The following is a 17,197-nucleotide window of genomic DNA, read 5'->3' on the forward strand; positions in this document are numbered from 1 at the left end:
GTCGACAAACGAACAGGTGGCTGGGATCAGCCCTTGATGTTCGAAAGTCGAAGCTGGCGCGCGCGGGTCAGGATCGAGTTCTCGATATCGGTCTCGGTCTGGCCGGCGGTAGGCGCATCCACCCAGTTCCCGGAGCCGTCGCGGCTCTGCTTGAAGACGGCCACGTTCAGGCCGTCGGCGCGCAGGCGCGAATCCAGGATGTAGACGGTGCACTTGAAGCGCTCGTCGGGCTTTTCCGGGTTGGTGTACCAGTCGGTGACGATGACGCCGCCGTAGGGGTCGGCCGACTGCAGCGGCATGAACGACAGCGTGTCCAGCGTGGCGCGCCACAGGTAGCCGTTGACGCCGATGGCCGCAGCGTTGTCGCCCGAGGCTCGCACCTTGGCGTTCTTCCCGCCGCCCAGAGGGTTGGGGATGCTGCCACAGGCCGACAGGCCCATGACGCTGACCGCCGTGGCCGCGAGGATCAGGCCACGCATCCGGTTACCGCGCAAAAACGGCATCTACACCCTCTCAAATCGTTATCCGCGACACGAGCACGCGCCACGGCGCCGCCCCGCGCCGGTTGCCTCTATAACAACGCCGTGTTGGTCGCCAAACAGGAATCGCGTGGCCGGCGGGTCACACCCGTCACGCAACTTGTCACAACGTGAACCCGTATCCCTAGAGTCCCGTTGACCCGGGAAGTTTGCGGGCCTTAATCGACTGGCAATCGCGATCACGTTTACTCACGCTTGGTCGCAATTGGTGACCGTTGGGGCCATATAGGGCTGAGATGTCCACTCGTCGCATCAGCGTCGTTCTCCTGGCGACCGCGCTTCTCAGCGCGGCGGCCGGCGGCGCCTGGGCGGCTGATAAGCCCGCGAAGTCCGTCGATTTCACCGTTCGCTCCGAGCCTGCCGCCGCCGCGCCCAACTCGGGCCGGTCGATGAAGTGGGATGCGAGCCGCGGTCGCTTCGGCCTCACCCTCGACGTGCAGCAGCCCGACAGCCGCGCCGTCATGCCCAACGACGTCTCGGCCGGCGCCTACTTCCGCATCACGCCGTCTGTGCGGGTCGGCGGCGCCGTCTCGCTGGGCGAGCAGGACCTGACCCCCCAGCGCAACGCCGCGCGCCCGGCCGACCAGCCGAAGGTGCGGCTCGAGACCCGCTTCAAGTTCTAAGGCCGTCCACGGCCGCCAGACCGATCAGGCCCGCGTCGATGAGGCGGCGGGCTTTTTTGTTGTCCACGCCACCCAGGGCATAGGCGGGCCGTCCTGCAGCGCGGACCAGGGCGGCCAGGCGGACGGGACCCAAGGCCCGCACGCCGGCAGCCGAGGGGCTCTTCGAGGGAAACACGACCGAGATCACCACCGCGTCGGCCGCGCCGCGCCGCGCCGCAGTCAGATCGTGCGCCGCGCTGGTGACGATCCACCCTGGGTGCGCCCGCTTCAGCGGCCCCGCCCGATGGGCCTGGCGCTCGGGCAGGTGCACCCCGTGGGCGCCGACCTTCACCGCCAGGGCCGCGTCGGCGCCGATCAGCAGCTTCAACTTCCGCTGACGGGCGATGGCCAGCAGGCGTCGGGCCCGGGCCTCGCCGTCGGGCGCTCCGAAATGGCGATAGACGATGGCCGAGCCTGCGGGCAGCCGCGCGGCGATGGCCTCTGGATCCGGCGTGCGCACCGGGTCGGTAAAGAACAGCAGCGCGGGCAGGGCCTTCCGTAGGCCCCGCCGCGCCGGTAAGAGCCGGGCTGTCCGTTCCAGGGTCCAGAAAGCCGAGATGTCCGCCGCTCCCACCGCCGAAGGTTATCTCGACGTCGTGGCCCGGATCACCCGCGCCGCGCAAGCCGCCGGCCGCGATCCGGCCGATGTGACCCTGGTCGCGGTCTCCAAGACCCAGCCCTGGGACGCGATCGAGCCCGTGCTGGCCGCAGGCCAGCGGGTGTTCGGCGAGAACCGGGTGCAGGAGGCTATGGCGCGCTGGGACGGCAAGGCGGATGGCTTGACGCTGCATCTGATCGGGCCGCTCCAGAGCAACAAGTCGCGGGAGGCCGTCGCCTTCTTCGATGTCATCGAAAGCCTGGATCGCGAGAAGCTGGCCCGCAGTCTCGCCGACGAGGTCCAGAAGCAGGGTCGCGCCCCGCGCCTCTACGTCCAGGTGAATACAGGCGAGGAGCCGCAGAAGGCCGGGATTCTTCCCATGGACGCCGACGCCTTCATCACCGCGGCGCGCGCGACGTACGGCCTGACGATCGAGGGCCTGATGTGCATCCCGCCCGCCGACGAGCCGCCGGGGCCCCACTTCGCCCTGCTGCGCAAGATCGCCGCGCGCAACGGACTTGCGAAGCTCTCGATGGGCATGAGCGGCGACTTTGAGACCGCCATCCGCTTCGGCGCCACCAGCGTGCGGGTGGGTTCGGCGGTGTTCGGCGCGCGCAGCTAGAGCGTTCAGCCTCGGCCCCCGTTCTGGACGTTTGGGGGGCCGGCGGATGGGTCACGCGACCTTTCGGATCTCCACCGCGTCGCCGGGGCGGACCCGGTCGAGCAGCTCCTCCAGATCGGGCCGTTCGATGGCGACGCAGCCCTCTGTCGGCGAGAAGCCCGGGCGGCAGATGTGCAGGAAGATGGCCGAGCCCAGGCCCGGGACGGGCGGATCGTCGTTGTGACCCAGCACGACCACGATGTCGTAGACTCCGTCCTCGCGCCACAGCCGCTCATGGCTGGCGGCATAGGGCAGCGTGACGTGGGTGTTGTAGGCCGGGTCGGCGGGGTCATCGCACCAGCCGTCGTCGGGGGTCATGGCGTGGACGCGAACTTCGCAGGCGGGCGGGGGGCCTCGGTCAGGCCGGTACCAGACCTCGCGGATCGGCCAGACTCCGGCGGGCGAGGCGCCGTCGCCCTCGCGCTTCGCCGAGGCCGGAATGACGCCCGCAGGGCCCAGCGCACAGCGGACGCGGCGCTCGCCGATATCCAGCCAGCCGTCCGACGTCGCCACGAAGATCACGTTCCAGCGAACCGCATTTTGGCGAAACCTTTTGCCGCGAACCCAACACATGGTGTTTGTTGCCGCTTATGGCTCAACGCAAGACCCTCCTCATCGTCGACGACGACCAGGACCTTCGCGGCGCGATCGCCGAGCAACTGCAGGCCGAGAACTTCGACACGGTGGAAGCCGAGACCGCCGGTGAGGGCGTACGCATGGCGCGCGAGGCCAAGCCTGACCTGATCCTGCTGGACGTCGACCTGCCTGACATGGACGGCCGCGAGGCCTGCAAGCGCATGCGCCAGGACGGCGTGGCGACCCCGGTCATCATGCTGACGGCGGCCGATACCGACGCCGACGAGATCAAGGGGTTCGACAGCGGCGCCAACGACTATGTCACCAAGCCCTACAAGTTCGCCGTGCTGCTGGCCCGCATCCGCGCCTTGCTGCGCGACTATGAACACTCCGAGGGTGCGGTGTTCCGCCTGGGCGCCTATGAATTCCGTCCCGCCGCCAAGCTGCTGGTGGACGAGAAGGCCAAGAAGATCCGGCTGACCGAAAAAGAGACCAACATCCTGAAGTACCTCTACCGCGCCGGCGAGAAGGCCGTGTCGCGAGAGGAGCTCCTGGCTGAGGTGTGGGGCTACAACGCCGGCGTCACCACCCACACCCTCGAGACCCACGTCTACCGCCTGCGTCAGAAGATCGAGCCCGACCCCGCGAACGCGCGCCTGCTCCTCACCGAGGCCGGCGGGTACAAGCTGGCGCCTTAGCGCCCGGAGGGGTTACAGCGCCAGGTCAGCCGACACCGGCGCGTGGTCGCTCGGCCGTTCCCAGCCTCGTACATCCTCATGCACCCGGCTGGCCGGCGCGCCCAGGCGCCAGGCCGCCTCCCGCAGGCCGGGAGACACCAGAATGTGATCCAGCCGCAGGCCGCGGTTTGACTGACGGAAATCCTTGGCGCGATAGCTCCACCACGACGCGATCTTGGTGGGCTCTGGCGACGTGGCTCGCGTCAGATCGATCAGGCCGATCGAGGCCTCCATGGCGCGGAACGCCTCGATCTCCGCCGGCGTGTGGCTGACCACCTTCGACATGTACCTGTGGTTCCAGACGTCGAACTCGCCGGGCGCCACGTTCAGGTCGCCTACTATGGCCAGCGGCGCCTTCGGGTCGCGCGTCTTCAGCCCTGCCGTCAGCTTCTCGTAGAAGTCGAGCTTGTGGTCGAACTTGGGATTGGCCTCTCGGTCGGGAATGTCGCCGCCGGCCGGGATGTAGAAGTTGTGGATGTCGACGCCCGCCACCTTCGCCGCCACGCAGCGGGCGTGGCCCTCGCGGCAGGCGTCCAGGGGCTGAGCGTCCTCGATCGGGAGGCGTGAGGCGATCGCCACGCCGTGCCAGCCCTTCTGCCCCGCGATCCGGATATGGGGGAGGCCCATGTCCTTGAACGCGTTCACCGGAAACTCGTGCTCGCGGCACTTGATCTCCTGGAGGCACAGGACATCAGGCGCCTGTTCCGCGACGAAGCGGGCGGCCTGTTCGGCGCGCAGGCGGACCGAGTTGACGTTCCAGGTGCAGATTCGAAGGCGCATGACGCCTCCTTAAACGAAAGAAAGCCCGGGCGCTTGGCGTGCGCCCGGGCCGTGTAAGTTGTCTCTCATGCCGCCGCCGGGAGGGGATAGGTTCCGGCACGGACTCGACGACATAACCGGTATGTCGTCGACGTAGTGGCAATATCGCAACACTACGACAGTTTGTCAAAGGGATTTCGCGTAAGCTATTGCCTGTGTCGCAAGGGCAACACCTGATCGGCGTCAGACTTTGCCGCGGCCGGGGTTCTTCGGGCGGGGGTCCTTCAGGACGAACAGCGACTTGTCGAGGCCCGCGGCCCGCTCCAGACCCTGGAGTTGCACACGTGTAGGTCGTCCTTGCGCATCAGTAACCGTCCAGCCTGTAAGTGCAAGAGGGGCGTCGGTGAACGTCAGCGCGATCTGACCGGCCGTCTCCTTCTTGCCGTCGCGGGCCGTGATGGTGAAGCCATCGGCCAGGCGCTGGACGCGGCTGATGGTGACCCCGCGGTCCAGCCGGATGGTGCGGGCCAGGAACAACGAAAGCGGCGTGGCGCCCAGCGGATACTGATCGAACGTCTTCAGCCGCTTGTCCTGCACCGACACTACGCCGCCGTCCGAGACCACCAACAGGCCCGACGGCGCGTCATAGGCGAAGCGCGCCTTGCCGGGCCGCTTCATGTAGAGCGTGCCGGTCGTGGCGCGGCCGCGGTGATCGGTCTGGATGAATCTCCCCTTGGCCTCGGTCAGGCCTTCGAGATAGGCCACGGCGCGATCGACCAGCGCCTTGTCGGCGGCGCTCAGAGGCGCTTGCGCCAACGCCGGCGTTGCGACGAGGGACGCGGCGGCGAGGGCGAGGGTCAGGCTGCGTCGGGATAGGGTCATGAGGTCTCCGTAACGTGCGCATACCCTACCGCACCTGAACGGCGGCAATAGGGCTGAGACAGGGCGGGGCAACGCCGAAGCTTGGGGAGACGTTCCGATGTCCATGATCGACGATCTGGAGCGCCGCATGCGCGAAGCCGCCGACGCCGGCGATTTCGAAACCGCCGCCCTGCTGCGCGATTCGATCGCACGCATCCGCTCCGGCGAGAGCGGCCTGACGGAGCAGACGCCGGGCAAGATGGGGCTGGGCTCGAGCCAGGAGCGCTACAGGGGGTCGGGCAAGCCGCTCCCGAAGAAACCAGACCCGATGACGACGGGCTACAAGCCGGGCGGGTGTCGGTCGAAATAGCGCCTCATGGCGCCGCGCTGACCAGGATCTCGCGCTTCCCCGCGTGGTTGGCCGGGCCCACCACGCCTTCCTGCTCCATGCGCTCCATCAGCGAAGCGGCGCGGTTGTAGCCGATCTGCAGGCGTCGCTGGATGTAGCTGGTGGAGGCCTTGCCGTCGCGGGTGACCACGGCGACGGCGCGGTCATAGAGGTCGTTGCTCTCGTCTCCGCCGCCAAAGCCGCCCTCGTCGCCGCCACCGTCCTCATCATCGCCGCCGGCGGTGACTTCTTCGAGGTAGCTGGGCGTGCCCTGGTCGCGCAGGAACTTGGCCACCGCCTCGACCTCGCCGTCCGATACGAACGGGCCGTGCAGGCGGGTGATCCGTCCGCCGCCGGCCATGTAGAGCATGTCGCCCTGGCCCAACAGCTGCTCGGCGCCCTGCTCGCCCAGGATGGTGCGGCTGTCGATCTTCGAGGTGACCTGGAAGCTGATCCGGGTCGGGAAGTTGGCCTTGATGGTGCCCGTGATGACGTCCACCGACGGGCGCTGAGTGGCCATGATCAGGTGGATGCCGGCGGCGCGAGCCATCTGGGCCAGGCGCTGGACGGCGCCCTCGATGTCCTTGCCGGCCACCATCATCAGGTCGGCGACCTCGTCGATGATCACCACCAGGTAGGGCATCGGCTCGGGCCGGATCTTCTCGCTCTCGTAGGTGGCGCGGCCGGCCTCGTCGAAGCCGGTCTGCACGGTCCGCTCGAAGTGCTCGCCCTTGGCCAGGGCCTCGCGGGCGCGCTCGTTGAAGCTGGCGACGTTGCGGACCCCGATCTTCGACATGCGGCGATAGCGGTCCTCCATCTCGCGCACGGTCCACTTGAGCGCGACGATGGCCTTCTTCGGATCGGTGACGACGGGCGCCAGCAGGTGCGGGATGCCGTCGTAGACGCTGAGCTCCAGCATCTTCGGGTCGATCATGATCATCCGGCACTGCTCGGGCGGCAGGCGGTAGAGGATCGAGAGAATCATGGCGTTCACGCCCACCGACTTTCCCGAGCCGGTGGTGCCGGCGATCAGCAGGTGGGGCATCTTGGCCAGGTCGGCGATGTAGGGCTCACCGCCGATGCTCTCGCCCAGGGCCATGGGCAGGGTCTGGCCGCCGCGCTCGTACTCGGAAGCGGCCAGCAGGTCGCGCAGATAGACGGTCTCGCGCCGCTGATTGGGCAGCTCGATGCCGATGGCGTTGCGGCCGGGCACCACCGAGACGCGGGCCGAGGCCACGCTCATGGAGCGCGCGATGTCGTCGGCCAGGGCCACGACGCGGGCCGACTTCACGCCGGCTGCGGGCACGAGTTCGTAGAGGGTGACAACGGGGCCCGGGCGGATCTGGTCCACCTGGCCGCGGACGCCGAACTCGGCCAGCACGCTTTCCAGCAACTGGGCGTTCTGGCGCAGCGCGCCCTCATCGTACTGCGCCGCGCGCGGCGGCGCCTTGGTCAGCATCGCCAGCTCGGGCAGCTGGAAGCCGCCCTCCTGGGCGAAGGCGAACGCGCCCTGTTTCTCCTTGGCCTCGCGGGCGCTCTCTTTCGGCGCGGCCTTGGGGGCTTTGACCTGCAGCGTCGGGGCCTCAGCCGAAATGATGGGCGCCGGCATGGCGGCGGCGGCGTCATCGTCCAGGGCGGCGTCCGGAATCACCGGGTCCGGCGTCTTGCCGCGGCGGGCCACCTTGGCGGCTTTGGTTTCGGGCTTGGCGGCTTTCAGCTTGGGCTTCGGGGCAAGCGCGTGGGTCAATCCGTCGGCCAGACCGCGGACGTCGACGCGGCTCAGACCCAGGCCGTAGCCATAGGCGATCACGCCGGCCACGGAAAACACGGCGCCGGCGATCGGCGTGCCGCTGGGCAGGCGGGCATATTCGATCAGCCCCGCGAACCCGTTCAGCAGCGCATCGCCCCAGAAGCCTCCCAGGCCCTTGGCCAGCGGCCAAGCGGCGGGCGTCGGCGCCCAGGCCAGCGCGCCCGCCAGCGCCAGCAGGCCCAGCGTTCCGATGGCGGCCCGCAGGCGCAGGCGACCGCGGCTCTGATCCGGCTCGGGATCGGCTACGCGGGCCAGGCCGCAGGTCACCACCAGCAGGGCGGCCAGCCCGGCCACGACGCCCAGCGACTGGATCCCGATATCTGCCATGACGGCGCCGGCGCCGCCCAGGGCGTTGGCCGGTGCGCCCGGGCCGGCGGCGTTCAGGCTGGGATCGGCGGCGTTGTATGTAGCAAAGGCGGCGGCGAGCGCGACACCAAAGGCGGCCGTCACACCGCCGCGCAGCCGGGCCGTCGCCGGGTGGCCCCAGGTCAGCCTGGCGATGTGGAGAAACAGCTCCCCACCGGTTTTCCGCGCCACCCGCGCCATACCCAAATCACCCCACGCCTGTCGAACCCCACATGTCTGGCCTTGGGATCGTTAATCCCGCGTTTACCGTGATTTTTTCCGCGCCCCCTCAAGAGAGGGAAGCCTTCCTTGCGCCGCGATAGGCGACTAGGTTCCGCCCATGAACTGGTCCATGCCCCGTCCCGTCCTGCAGGTTGTCGCCACCGGCCTGGGCTTGGTCTGGCTGGGCGCCTTCGCGCTCGCCGCGTTTACCGCGCCGCCCCGAGGCCGGCTGCCGGGCGAAGGCCCGCAGGCCGCCAGCGCCGCGGTCCTCGAGGCCACCGAGGCCACACCGTTGGTCGACGAGCGCCTTGCCGGCGCGCCCGAGCCGGAAGAGCTGACTGAGGAAGAGAAAGCCGCGCTGGAAGCCGAGAAGAAGGCCAAGGCCGAGGCGGATGCGTTGGCCAAGGCCGAGGCTGCCAAGGGGGCGCCGGCCGGCCCAGAAGCTATCGTTCCGGTCGCGCCGCCCGCCGCCGCCAAGGTCGAGCCCGCGGCGCCGGCTCCCCCGCCGCCGAAGGTGGAAGAGCCGGTGTTCTGATCCTGCGCCCTGCCCCCTCAGGGGGAAGGGCAGTCCTAGACCCCGTTGGCCTTGAAGAAGGCCAGCATCTTGGCCCAGGCGTCGGTCGCAGCCTCCTTGTTGTATGAGGGGCGGTAGTCCGCGTGGAAGCCATGCTGGGCGCCAGGGTAGACGGTGATGCTGCTCTTCGTCTTGCCGGCCGCCTTCAGCGCCGCCTGCATCTTCTCGACGTCGCTCAGCGGGATGCCGCTGTCCTTCTCGGCATAAAGGCCGAGCACCGGCGCCTTGAGCTCGCCGACGAGGTCCAGCGGGTTCTTGTTGCTGGCGTCATTGGGCGACATGCCGCCGGATAGGCGACCGTACCAGGCCACCCCGCACTTGAACTCCGCGAACCGCGCCACGCCCTCCCAGGTCACCGCTCCACCCCAGCAGTAGCCGGTAATGGCGATGCGCTTGGTGTCCGCGAACTTCTGAGCCTTCAGCCAGGCCAGTGCGGCGCCGATGTCGCCGGTCACCTGGGCGTCGGTTGCGGTGGCGACGATCTTCATGATCGCCGGGAAGTCAGTCATCGTCGACGGATCGCCGGCCCGGACGAAGAAGTCGGGGGCGATGGTGACGTAGCCCGCCTTGGCCAGCCGGCGCGCCGTGTCGCGGATGTATTCGTGCAGGCCGAAGATCTCGGAGATCAGCACGACGCAGGGATGCTTCCCGGCCTTGGCCGGCCGGGCCACGAAGGCTGGGATTTCGCGGTCGGGCGCCTTGATCTGGACCGTCTCGGTCACGAGGCCGGCGCCGTCGGTCTTCACCGGCTGGGCCTCGGCCGACCAGGCGGCCAGCGCATAGCCGCCGGTCAGCGCCAGGGTCAGCCCGCGCCGCGACAGGTGCAGGTCTTGCGGCTGGGTGCCATCGGGGCGGGTCAGGGTGACCATGGGCGGTTTCCTCGGACGTCGGTTGCGGTGATGTTGTGGACCGCAACCGAAGCACAGCGCCGCTGGACGTCAACCGCCCATGCCTCCCGCACGCATGAATCCACTCGCGCTGAGATGGCTGACGGCGGCTGAGCAGGCGCTTGTGCGGCAGGTCTTCGGCGCAGGGATCCGGCCCGAGCGGGTGCGGATCCTGGCTCAGCCGGTCTTTCCCCGCCCCTTCACGCCGGGATCGGCCGGCATCGTCTATCCAGTGGCGCAGTCGTTGACCGACTTTTCGCAGGGGCGCCTGTCCGATCAGGCCACTTTTATCCACGAGATGACCCACGTCTGGCAGGCTCAACGGGGCGTGATCCTGCCGCTGGCCAAGCTGCGCGCCGGCGACAGCGAGGCGGCCTATCGCTACGATCTGGACCGCCAGGCGTTTCCCGAAATGAACATCGAGCAGCAGGCCAGCCTGGTCGAGCATCACTTCGTTCTGCAGCGGCAGGATGAGCTTTTGACAGGGCGCAAACCGCCGTTCGCCTCGCAGCGCTATGAAGCCCTGAGGAGCTGGTGGTTCACGCCGTGACGGTTTGTCCCCACCGGGATTACGGACATTCACCCTTGCAGCGGGCCCAACTTCTCCCATATCGGCTCTCGACTGCTGGGTTCCGTGAACGGAAAGCGGAACGGCAGCGGGACCTTAATCGAACCGGGGCCGTCGCTTTTCCTCGGGCGCTTCTCTAGAAGGCCCACCCGCGGCGTCCGCCAACATGGAGCGAGCAAGACTTAGGCTATGAGCAAGATCATCGGCATTGACCTCGGCACGACCAACTCGTGCGTGGCCATCATGGACGGCAAGACGCCGAAAGTGATCGAGAACGCCGAAGGCGCGCGGACTACGCCTTCGGTCGTGGCTTTCATGGATGACGGCGAGAAGCTGGTGGGCCAGCCCGCCAAGCGCCAGGCCGTCACGAACCCGACCAACACCCTCTTCGCGATCAAGCGCCTCATCGGCCGCAACTTCGCTGACCCCGTCGTGGCGAAGGACAAGGGCATGGTGCCCTATGAGATCGTCAAGGGCGGCAACGGCGACGCCTGGGTTCGCGCCCATGGCAAGGACTATTCGCCCCAGCAGGTCTCGGCCTTCATCCTGCAGAAGATGAAGGAAGCCGCCGAGCAGCACCTCGGCGAGAAGGTGGACAAGGCCGTCATCACCGTCCCGGCCTACTTCAACGACGCCCAGCGCCAGGCGACCAAGGACGCGGGCAAGATCGCGGGCCTGGAAGTCCTGCGCATCATCAACGAGCCGACCGCGGCCGCGCTGGCCTACGGCCTCGAGAAGAACGACGGCAAGAAGATCGTCGTCTACGACCTCGGCGGCGGCACGTTCGACGTGTCGGTGCTCGAGATCGGCGACGGCGTGTTCGAGGTGAAGTCGACGAACGGGGACACGTTCCTGGGCGGCGAAGACTTCGACATGCGCATCGTCGACTACCTGGCCGACGAGTTCAAAAAGGAAAACAGCGTCGACCTGCGTAAGGACAAGCTGGCCCTGCAGCGCCTCAAGGAAGAGGGCGAGAAGGCCAAGAAGGAACTGTCCTTCACCACGCAGTACGAAGTGAACCTGCCGTTCATCTCGATGAACGCGTCGGGCCCTCTGCACCTCAACATCAAGCTGTCGCGCGCCAAGCTGGAAGCCCTGGTCGAGGATCTGATCGCCAAGACGATCGGCCCCTGCGAACAGGCGCTGAAGGACGCCGGCCTGAAGAAGGGCGACATCGACGAGGTGATCCTGGTCGGCGGCATGACCCGCATGCCCAAGGTCGTCGAGACGGTGAAGGCGTTCTTCGGCCGTGAGCCGCACACCGGCGTGAACCCGGACGAGGTCGTGGCGCTGGGCGCCGCGGTCCAGGCCGGCGTGCTGGGCGGCGAGGTGAAGGACGTCCTGCTGCTCGACGTGACCCCGCTGACGCTGGGCATCGAGACGCTGGGCGGCGTGTTCACCCCGCTGATCGAGCGCAACACCACGATCCCGACCAAGCGCTCCCAGACCTTCTCGACCGCGGACGACAACCAGTCGGCCGTGACGATCCGGGTCTTCCAGGGCGAGCGACCGATGGCGGCCGACAACAAGATGCTGGGCCAGTTCGACCTGGTCGGTATCCCGCCGGCGCCGCGTGGCGTGCCGCAGGTCGAGGTGACGTTCGACATCGACGCCAACGGCATCGTCAACGTCGCCGCGCGCGACAAGGCGACGTCCAAGGAACAGTCGATCCGTATCCAGGCCAACGGCGGCCTCTCGGACGCGGACATCGAGGCGATGGTCAAGGAGGCCGAGTCCAACAAGGCCGACGACGAAAAGCGGAAGGCCGCAGTCGAGGCCAAGAACCAGGCCGACGCGGTCATCCACTCGTCCGAAAAGGCCCTCGCCGAACACGGCGACAAGGTCTCCGAGGCCGAGCGCTCCGCCATCCAGACGGCGCTGGACGACCTGAAGGGGTCGCTGGAGTCGGGCGACGCCGAAACCATCTCGGCCAAGACCCAGACCCTCATCCAGGCTTCGATGAAGCTGGGTGAGGCCATGTACAAGGCTCAGCAAGGTGACGACGGCGCCGCCGACGCTGCCGGGTCTGACGCCGGAGGCTCTTCGGACGACGTCGTCGACGCCGAATTCGAGGAAGTCGACGGCGATGGCAAGAAGTCCAGCTAGGACAACGGCGTGACAACGCGCCCCATGGCCCGCGACCGCAGAGTGCGATCAAACGGTCATGGGGACGTCGCTGCCGCTTTCGCGGGACTAGAGGCCTCCGTCCGCTCGGTGTAAGCCTTGCAGCCGGGCGGGGGCCCACCCACTTCAATCACAACAGTTGTTTCGAGCGCCTGACGTTTTCATGCGGGACTATTACGAGATCCTGGGCGTGGACCGCGGCTGCGATGACAGCGCGCTGAAAGCCGCCTTCCGCAAGATGGCCATGGAGCACCATCCTGACCGCAATGGCGGTTGCGAGGAGGCGTCCGGCCGGTTCAAGGAAGTCAACGAGGCCTATTCGATCCTGTCGGATCCCCAGAAGCGGGCGGCCTACGACCGTTTCGGCCATGCCGGCGTGAACGGCCAGGGCGGGATGGGCGGCGGCAACGGCCAGTTCCACGACGTCCACGACATCTTCAACGAGGTGTTTGGCGACGTCTTCGGTGACATGTTCGGCGGCCGCGGCGGCCGCCAGCAGCGCGGCGGCCCGGCCCGCGGCAACGATCTCCGCTACGACCTGGAGATCACCCTCGAGCAGGCGTACGCCGGCGCCGAGGTTGAGCTCACGGTGCCCGCGACGCTGACGTGCGAGACCTGCGAGGGTTCGGGCGCCAAGCCCGGCACCAGCCCCACCCAGTGCACCACCTGCCATGGCGCCGGCCGCGTGCGCGCCAGCCAGGGCTTCTTCTCGATCGAGCGCGCCTGTCCCCGCTGCGGCGGTTCGGGCCGGATGGTGGTGGATCCCTGCACCGACTGTCGGGGCCAGGGCCAGATCCGCAAGAACCGCACGCTGGCGGTTCGCGTTCCGGCCGGCGTCGACGACGGCGCGCGCATCCGTCTGGCCGGAGAAGGCGATGCGGGTCAGCGCGGCGGCCCGCGCGGCGACCTCTACATCTTCGTGTCGGTGGCCCCGCACGAGCTGTTCGAGCGCGATGGCCTCGACCTGCTCTGCACGGTGCCTGTGCCCATGTGCGCCGCCGCCCTGGGCGGCCAGATCGAGGCCCCCTGCCTGATGGGCGGCGAGAACTGCGACGGGAACTGCAAGATCGAGGTCCAGGTGCCGGAAGGCGCCCAGACCGGCCGCACCGTACGCGTGAAAGGCCGCGGCATGCCGTCGCTGCGCGGACGCGAGCGTGGCGACCTGGTGGTCGAGCTGTTCGTGGAAACGCCGACCAAGCTCACGGCCCGCCAGAAGGAGCTGATGCGCGAGATCGCCGACCTGTGCAGCGAGCAGCAGCACCCGAAGGCCGCGGGCTTCATGGGCAAGGCCAAGCGCTTCTGGAGCGCGGCGACGAAGTCGGCGTAACGTCCCACCCCATCAAGGGAGGGAGGGCCGTCACCTCTTCGGCCTGAGCGCCACCAGCACGTTGCCGCCGGCCTGGCCGAAGCTGGCGTAGCCCGAGTTCACGAACACCATGCCGTCGCCCGCGAACAGACCGGCCGCGTCGATGGAGCCGCCGGCCCCCGGGATCTTGTTGACCGGCTGGTAGGCCGTGGCTGCAGTGTCGACCATGTGCAGCACCTTGCCGGTGGCCGCCTCGAACACCCACAGCCGTCCGTCCAGTGATCCGGCCAACAGCGCCCCGTCGATCACCAGCGGCGCGGCCGACAGGCCATGGCGGCCGCCGCAGACGGTGGTGAGCCGTGCGCGCGCGCCCGTGCAATCCGGCGCGGATCGCCACTGCCAGGCCACCTTGCCGGTGGCGACGTCGACGGCGTGCATGCCGGCGGCGGATTGGTCCTTGGGCACGTTGGGGTCGCTGATCGGGGCGAAGACGCGCACGCCATCCGTGGCGATGCCCCAGTGCACGCCGCCCAGGGGCGTGCCCTTGCCGAACTGCTGGCGCCACAAAACCTTGCCTGTGGCGGGGTCCAGCGCCCAGACGTCGCCCGACTTCTGTCCGCCGAGGATCACGTCCTTCCCCTTCTTGCCGCGGAAGATGAGCGGCCCAGCGCCGAAGTCGTGATCGAGTAGCACGCTGCCCTCGCCCGCGAAGTAGCAGTTCGGACCCACCGGACGGCCTTGCGCCGTCGGCGAGCCCACCGGGCAGCTCATGTTCCAGACATCGTTGGCCAGCGCCTGGAAGACCCACTTCTCCTTGCCGGTCGCCAGGTCCATGGCGACGATGGCGTCCGAGGTCTTGGTGGCCGGCGGCGAGGTGTTCTCCCCCGTCGAGGCGTAGACCGTCCCCGTCTTCACATCGACCGAAGGCGACGACCAGACCGGCGCGCCGGACGGCCCATACGCCGCGGCGCCCGCACTGGTCTTGCGGCCCAGCGGCTTGGCGTCCTCCATCGTGTGCCAGGTCCACAGCACCTTGCCGTCCCTGGCGTCCACCGCCGCCACGGCGCCATGCCCTTTGCAGCACTCGTAGACCGGACGCATGGCCGCGCCGACATCGCTGCCCGAGATCGGCACTATGATCTTGCCGTCGTGGATCAGGGCCGAGCCCGACAGCGGCGCGGTTTTGTCGTGGCGCGGGTCGGCGCGCCACAGGATCTTGCCCGTGGCCGCGTCCAGGGCGATCAGGTTGCCGCTGGCTTCGCTGCCCACCAGGCCCATCGGCCCGCCCTTGCCCAGCGGGCCATAGGCCAGGCTGTTCCTCACCTGCGACGGCGTGGCGGTCGCCCACTTCACGCACCCGGTCTTGGTGTCCAGCGCGACGACGTGGCCGGCCTGTCCGGCGGGATAGAAGACCGTCGAACCCACCACCACGCCCGAGCCCCGCAGGCCCGAGGTGCGCGGCATGGCGAAGGTCCACGCCACCTCCAGCTTGGCCAGGTCGGCCTTCTTGAGCCCCGCCTGGGCGGCGCTCATCCGCCGGCTGTTGTCATGATCGACGCCAAAACTGGTCTGAGCGGCCTTGGCCGACAGGTCGACGGTCTTGTCGGCGCAGCGGTTTCCATCGAGCCAGGCCGTGCCGATCGGCGCCTCGGGCTTGGCCAGATAGGCGACGACGGCCCGCAGCTGCTCGCGGTCCAGTCCGTCGCCCACCGGCTTCATCACGCCAGTGGTCAGCGCGGCGTTCAGGGTCTGGGCGCTCATGGTCCGCAGAGACCCCACGGGCGCGGCGCGGCTGCCGGCCTCCGGCGCGTTGTGGCAGGCGGCGCAGAAGGCGTCGTAGACCGCTTTGCCGGGATGCGGCGGCTCGTCCGGCGCCTGCGCCTGGGCCAGGCCGCCCAGCCCGAAGCCCGTGATCGCCAGGGCCGCCACGACCGCGCCGCCCCCTGCCAGATGCTTCCAGAGACCCATGCGTTTCCCCCGCGGCCGTACCAGTCCTTCGACCGTGTTCTGGCGCGGAACCTAACCCCTTCGGGCCCGCGCGCGAATTGCCTCACTGAAATCCGGTACAGCCGGTTTGCGGCCGGCCGTCCTTTCCGCTAGAGACACCGCTCCGCTGAAGACGCACCCGTAGCTCAGCTGGATAGAGCGTTGCCCTCCGAAGGCAAAGGTCACACGTTCGAATCGTGTCGGGTGCGCCAGCCGGTCCTTCCGGTTTCTATTGATTGACGCGCGCGGCGCCTGGCTAACCTCGTTCCGGCAACGAGGGAGCTGTGCGTGTCCGGGACAAAGGTCGCCTATTCGGCGGAAGGCATCGAATTCATCGGCACGGTGTTCGCGCCGGCGGGCTCCGGACCTGCGCCCGGCGTGCTGGTGGCCCATGAGTCGCCCGGGGTGACCGAGCACACGCTGGATGCGGCGCGCCGGCTGGCCGGAATGGGTTTCGTGGCGATGGCGACGGACTACCAGGGCGGGGGCCAGGTGGTGACCGATCGCGACGAGATGATGCGGCGCTTCCAGGCGTTTCTGGCCGACCCGGGCTCGATCCGGGCCCGGATGAGCGCGGCGCTCGAGGCGTTGAAGGCGCAGTCCCGGGTGGACTCCGGCCGGCTCGCGGCGGTCGGCTATTGCTACGGCGGCGCGGCGGCGATCGAGCTGGCGCGCAGCGGGGCCGACCTCAAGGCGGCGGTGGGTTATCACTCGACGCTGACGACGGCCCGGCCGCAGGACGCCACGCAGATCCGCTGCCCGGTGCTGGTCCACATCGGGGCCGACGACCCGGTCATTCCCGTCGAGCAGCGAACCGCCTTCCAGGCCGAGATGACGGCGGCCGGGGTTGACTGGCGGCTGGTGCTGTACGGCCGGACCGGCCACAGCTTCACCAATCCCGAGGCCGACGGTTGGGGCAGGCCCGGATTCGCGTACTCGGCGGCGGCTGACCGGCGATCATGGGTCGCGACGCAAGATCTCTTCGCCGAGGTCGGGCTCACCTGATTTCTGTTGCCGTCGGGCAACAATGTTCGCTCGTCGCGCGACGAACGGCACGTGCGGCCTGCCCTTGTGACGCTTTTTTGAATACCCCTGCCTCCGAACGAAGCAGCGCAACAAGCTGCGGTCGCGGAAGGAGTCCTCCCTATGACTAACCGGAAGTTCGTGCTGACCGCACGAGCCAGCGCTCTCGCCTTGCTTATCGGCATCCCTGCGGTCCCGGCCTTTGCCGCTGACGACGCCACGGTGGAAGAGCTGGTCGTCACGGCGCGGAAGCGCGACGAACAGCTGATCGACGTGCCGTTCTCGGTGGCCGCGCAGAGCGAGCAGGTGATGCGCAACCGCGGCGTCACCAACGTCGAGGAGTTGTCGCGTACGGTCGCCAGCTTCACCGTCCAGAACCTGGGCCCCGGCCAGAGCCAGGTCGCGATCCGCGGCATCTCGGCCGGCCAGATCGTCCGCGACCAGCCGGGCGTGAAGGAACAGGTCGGCGTCTACCTCGACGAATCGGTGATCTCGCTGTCGCTGTTCACCCCCGACCTCGACCTGTTCGACCTGAACCGCGTCGAAGTGCTTCGCGGCCCACAGGGCACGC

At 68.5% G+C, this 17,197-nt stretch carries 18 protein-coding genes and 1 tRNA gene; 11 read left to right on the forward strand and 8 right to left on the reverse strand.

Annotation, left to right across the window (positions count from 1 at the left end):
- Positions 1–26: 26 nt before the first annotated feature.
- Positions 27–503 carry a DUF3576 domain-containing protein gene (locus tag EPN98_RS05130; RefSeq protein ID WP_293361178.1) on the reverse strand — a complete coding sequence of 159 codons (477 nt, stop codon included), beginning with the start codon at positions 501–503 and terminating at the stop codon, positions 27–29.
- A 272-nt stretch (positions 504–775) separates the two neighbouring features.
- On the opposite strand from EPN98_RS05130, the gene EPN98_RS05135 reads away from it, so the two are divergent.
- Positions 776–1,162, forward strand: coding sequence for an NtrZ family periplasmic regulatory protein (locus EPN98_RS05135; RefSeq protein ID WP_293361180.1), 387 nt, complete (start codon positions 776–778; stop codon positions 1,160–1,162).
- Here EPN98_RS05135 and EPN98_RS05140 read toward each other — a convergent pair.
- The gene (locus EPN98_RS05140; RefSeq protein ID WP_293361182.1) at positions 1,152–1,775 is read right to left on the reverse strand and encodes a thiamine phosphate synthase; all 624 of its coding nucleotides are present in this window, start codon (positions 1,773–1,775) and stop codon (positions 1,152–1,154) included. The genes EPN98_RS05135 and EPN98_RS05140 overlap by 11 nt on opposite strands.
- Here EPN98_RS05140 and EPN98_RS05145 point away from each other — a divergent pair.
- Positions 1,759–2,421 carry a YggS family pyridoxal phosphate-dependent enzyme gene (locus tag EPN98_RS05145; protein ID WP_293361184.1) on the forward strand — a complete coding sequence of 221 codons (663 nt, stop codon included), beginning with the start codon at positions 1,759–1,761 and terminating at the stop codon, positions 2,419–2,421. The genes EPN98_RS05140 and EPN98_RS05145 overlap by 17 nt on opposite strands.
- Positions 2,422–2,472: 51 nt before the next feature.
- Here the strand turns inward: EPN98_RS05145 and EPN98_RS05150 are convergent, their stop codons facing one another.
- Positions 2,473–2,982 (reverse strand): L,D-transpeptidase family protein, encoded by a 510-nt coding sequence (locus tag EPN98_RS05150; protein ID WP_293361186.1) that lies wholly within the window; start codon positions 2,980–2,982, stop codon positions 2,473–2,475.
- 68 nt (positions 2,983–3,050) lie between these two features.
- Between EPN98_RS05150 and EPN98_RS05155 the strand changes: the two genes are divergently transcribed.
- Positions 3,051–3,734, forward strand: a complete 684-nt coding sequence (locus tag EPN98_RS05155) for a response regulator transcription factor (protein ID WP_293361188.1) — start codon at positions 3,051–3,053, stop codon at positions 3,732–3,734.
- Between the two features lie 12 nt (positions 3,735–3,746).
- Here EPN98_RS05155 and xth read toward each other — a convergent pair whose 3' ends face one another.
- On the reverse strand, positions 3,747–4,553 hold the full coding sequence (xth, locus tag EPN98_RS05160; RefSeq protein WP_293361190.1) for an exodeoxyribonuclease III: 807 nt from the start codon (positions 4,551–4,553) through the stop codon (positions 3,747–3,749).
- 222 nt (positions 4,554–4,775) lie between these two features.
- Positions 4,776–5,414, reverse strand: a complete 639-nt coding sequence (locus EPN98_RS05165; RefSeq protein WP_293361192.1) for an outer-membrane lipoprotein carrier protein LolA — start codon at positions 5,412–5,414, stop codon at positions 4,776–4,778.
- A 103-nt stretch (positions 5,415–5,517) separates the two neighbouring features.
- On the opposite strand from EPN98_RS05165, the gene EPN98_RS05170 reads away from it, so the two are divergent.
- Positions 5,518–5,763: a UvrB/UvrC motif-containing protein gene (locus EPN98_RS05170; RefSeq protein WP_293361194.1), complete on the forward strand. Its 246-nt coding sequence runs from the start codon at positions 5,518–5,520 to the stop codon at positions 5,761–5,763.
- 4 nt (positions 5,764–5,767) lie between these two features.
- On the opposite strand, the gene EPN98_RS05175 is transcribed toward EPN98_RS05170, so the two are convergent.
- A complete protein-coding gene (locus EPN98_RS05175) occupies positions 5,768–8,137 on the reverse strand; it encodes a DNA translocase FtsK (protein WP_293361196.1) in 2,370 nt (789 codons plus the stop codon).
- Between the two features lie 151 nt (positions 8,138–8,288).
- Between EPN98_RS05175 and EPN98_RS05180 the strand changes: the two genes are divergently transcribed.
- Positions 8,289–8,693, forward strand: a complete 405-nt coding sequence (locus EPN98_RS05180; protein ID WP_293361198.1) for a hypothetical protein — start codon at positions 8,289–8,291, stop codon at positions 8,691–8,693.
- Positions 8,694–8,728: 35 nt separating this feature from the next.
- Here EPN98_RS05180 and EPN98_RS05185 read toward each other — a convergent pair whose 3' ends face one another.
- On the reverse strand, positions 8,729–9,601 hold the full coding sequence (locus tag EPN98_RS05185) for a dienelactone hydrolase family protein (RefSeq protein ID WP_293361200.1): 873 nt from the start codon (positions 9,599–9,601) through the stop codon (positions 8,729–8,731).
- Positions 9,602–9,680: 79 nt separating this feature from the next.
- Here EPN98_RS05185 and EPN98_RS05190 point away from each other — a divergent pair, with 79 nt between their 5' ends.
- The 3 genes from EPN98_RS05190 to dnaJ all read left to right on the forward strand — a co-directional run bounded on the left by EPN98_RS05190 (position 9,681) and on the right by dnaJ (position 13,638).
- Positions 9,681–10,169 (forward strand): hypothetical protein, encoded by a 489-nt coding sequence (locus tag EPN98_RS05190; protein WP_293361202.1) that lies wholly within the window; start codon positions 9,681–9,683, stop codon positions 10,167–10,169.
- A 207-nt stretch (positions 10,170–10,376) separates the two neighbouring features.
- Positions 10,377–12,293 carry a molecular chaperone DnaK gene (gene dnaK / locus EPN98_RS05195; protein WP_293361204.1) on the forward strand — a complete coding sequence of 639 codons (1,917 nt, stop codon included), beginning with the start codon at positions 10,377–10,379 and terminating at the stop codon, positions 12,291–12,293.
- A gap of 181 nt (positions 12,294–12,474) precedes the next feature.
- Positions 12,475–13,638, forward strand: a complete 1,164-nt coding sequence (gene dnaJ / locus EPN98_RS05200) for a molecular chaperone DnaJ (RefSeq protein ID WP_293361206.1) — start codon at positions 12,475–12,477, stop codon at positions 13,636–13,638.
- Positions 13,639–13,668: 30 nt separating this feature from the next.
- Here the strand turns inward: dnaJ and EPN98_RS05205 are convergent, their stop codons facing one another.
- Complete coding sequence (locus EPN98_RS05205; protein WP_293361208.1) at positions 13,669–15,585, reverse strand: PQQ-binding-like beta-propeller repeat protein; 1,917 nt, start codon at positions 15,583–15,585, stop codon at positions 13,669–13,671.
- Positions 15,586–15,738: 153 nt separating this feature from the next.
- Here EPN98_RS05205 and EPN98_RS05210 point away from each other — a divergent pair.
- The 3 genes from EPN98_RS05210 to EPN98_RS05220 all read left to right on the forward strand — a co-directional run.
- Positions 15,739–15,815: transfer RNA gene (locus EPN98_RS05210), tRNA-Arg, on the forward strand.
- 76 nt (positions 15,816–15,891) lie between these two features.
- Positions 15,892–16,608 carry a dienelactone hydrolase family protein gene (locus EPN98_RS05215; protein WP_293361210.1) on the forward strand — a complete coding sequence of 239 codons (717 nt, stop codon included), beginning with the start codon at positions 15,892–15,894 and terminating at the stop codon, positions 16,606–16,608.
- 141 nt (positions 16,609–16,749) lie between these two features.
- On the forward strand, positions 16,750–17,197 hold a 448-nt coding region (locus EPN98_RS05220; protein WP_293361212.1), incomplete at its 3' end, for a TonB-dependent receptor plug domain-containing protein.

The organism is Phenylobacterium sp. (assembly GCF_004299445.1).
Taxonomy (GTDB): domain Bacteria; phylum Pseudomonadota; class Alphaproteobacteria; order Caulobacterales; family Caulobacteraceae; genus Phenylobacterium.

Bases quoted from the DNA above. Each gene is read 5' to 3' on its own strand.
- EPN98_RS05180 (WP_293361198.1), top strand. From the start codon at position 8,289: ATGCCCCGTCCCGTCCTGCAGGTTGTCGCCACCGGCCTGGGCTTGGTC.
- xth (WP_293361190.1), bottom strand. From the start codon at position 4,553: ATGCGCCTTCGAATCTGCACCTGGAACGTCAACTCGGTCCGCCTGCGC.
- EPN98_RS05170 (WP_293361194.1), top strand. From the start codon at position 5,518: ATGATCGACGATCTGGAGCGCCGCATGCGCGAAGCCGCCGACGCCGGC.
- EPN98_RS05135 (WP_293361180.1), top strand. From the start codon at position 776: ATGTCCACTCGTCGCATCAGCGTCGTTCTCCTGGCGACCGCGCTTCTC.
- EPN98_RS05205 (WP_293361208.1), bottom strand. From the start codon at position 15,585: ATGGGTCTCTGGAAGCATCTGGCAGGGGGCGGCGCGGTCGTGGCGGCC.
- EPN98_RS05145 (WP_293361184.1), top strand. From the start codon at position 1,759: ATGTCCGCCGCTCCCACCGCCGAAGGTTATCTCGACGTCGTGGCCCGG.
- dnaJ (WP_293361206.1), top strand. From the start codon at position 12,475: ATGCGGGACTATTACGAGATCCTGGGCGTGGACCGCGGCTGCGATGAC.
- EPN98_RS05175 (WP_293361196.1), bottom strand. From the start codon at position 8,137: ATGGCGCGGGTGGCGCGGAAAACCGGTGGGGAGCTGTTTCTCCACATC.
- EPN98_RS05155 (WP_293361188.1), top strand. From the start codon at position 3,051: ATGGCTCAACGCAAGACCCTCCTCATCGTCGACGACGACCAGGACCTT.
- EPN98_RS05185 (WP_293361200.1), bottom strand. From the start codon at position 9,601: ATGGTCACCCTGACCCGCCCCGATGGCACCCAGCCGCAAGACCTGCAC.
- EPN98_RS05190 (WP_293361202.1), top strand. From the start codon at position 9,681: ATGCCTCCCGCACGCATGAATCCACTCGCGCTGAGATGGCTGACGGCG.
- EPN98_RS05165 (WP_293361192.1), bottom strand. From the start codon at position 5,414: ATGACCCTATCCCGACGCAGCCTGACCCTCGCCCTCGCCGCCGCGTCC.
- EPN98_RS05130 (WP_293361178.1), bottom strand. From the start codon at position 503: ATGCCGTTTTTGCGCGGTAACCGGATGCGTGGCCTGATCCTCGCGGCC.
- dnaK (WP_293361204.1), top strand. From the start codon at position 10,377: ATGAGCAAGATCATCGGCATTGACCTCGGCACGACCAACTCGTGCGTG.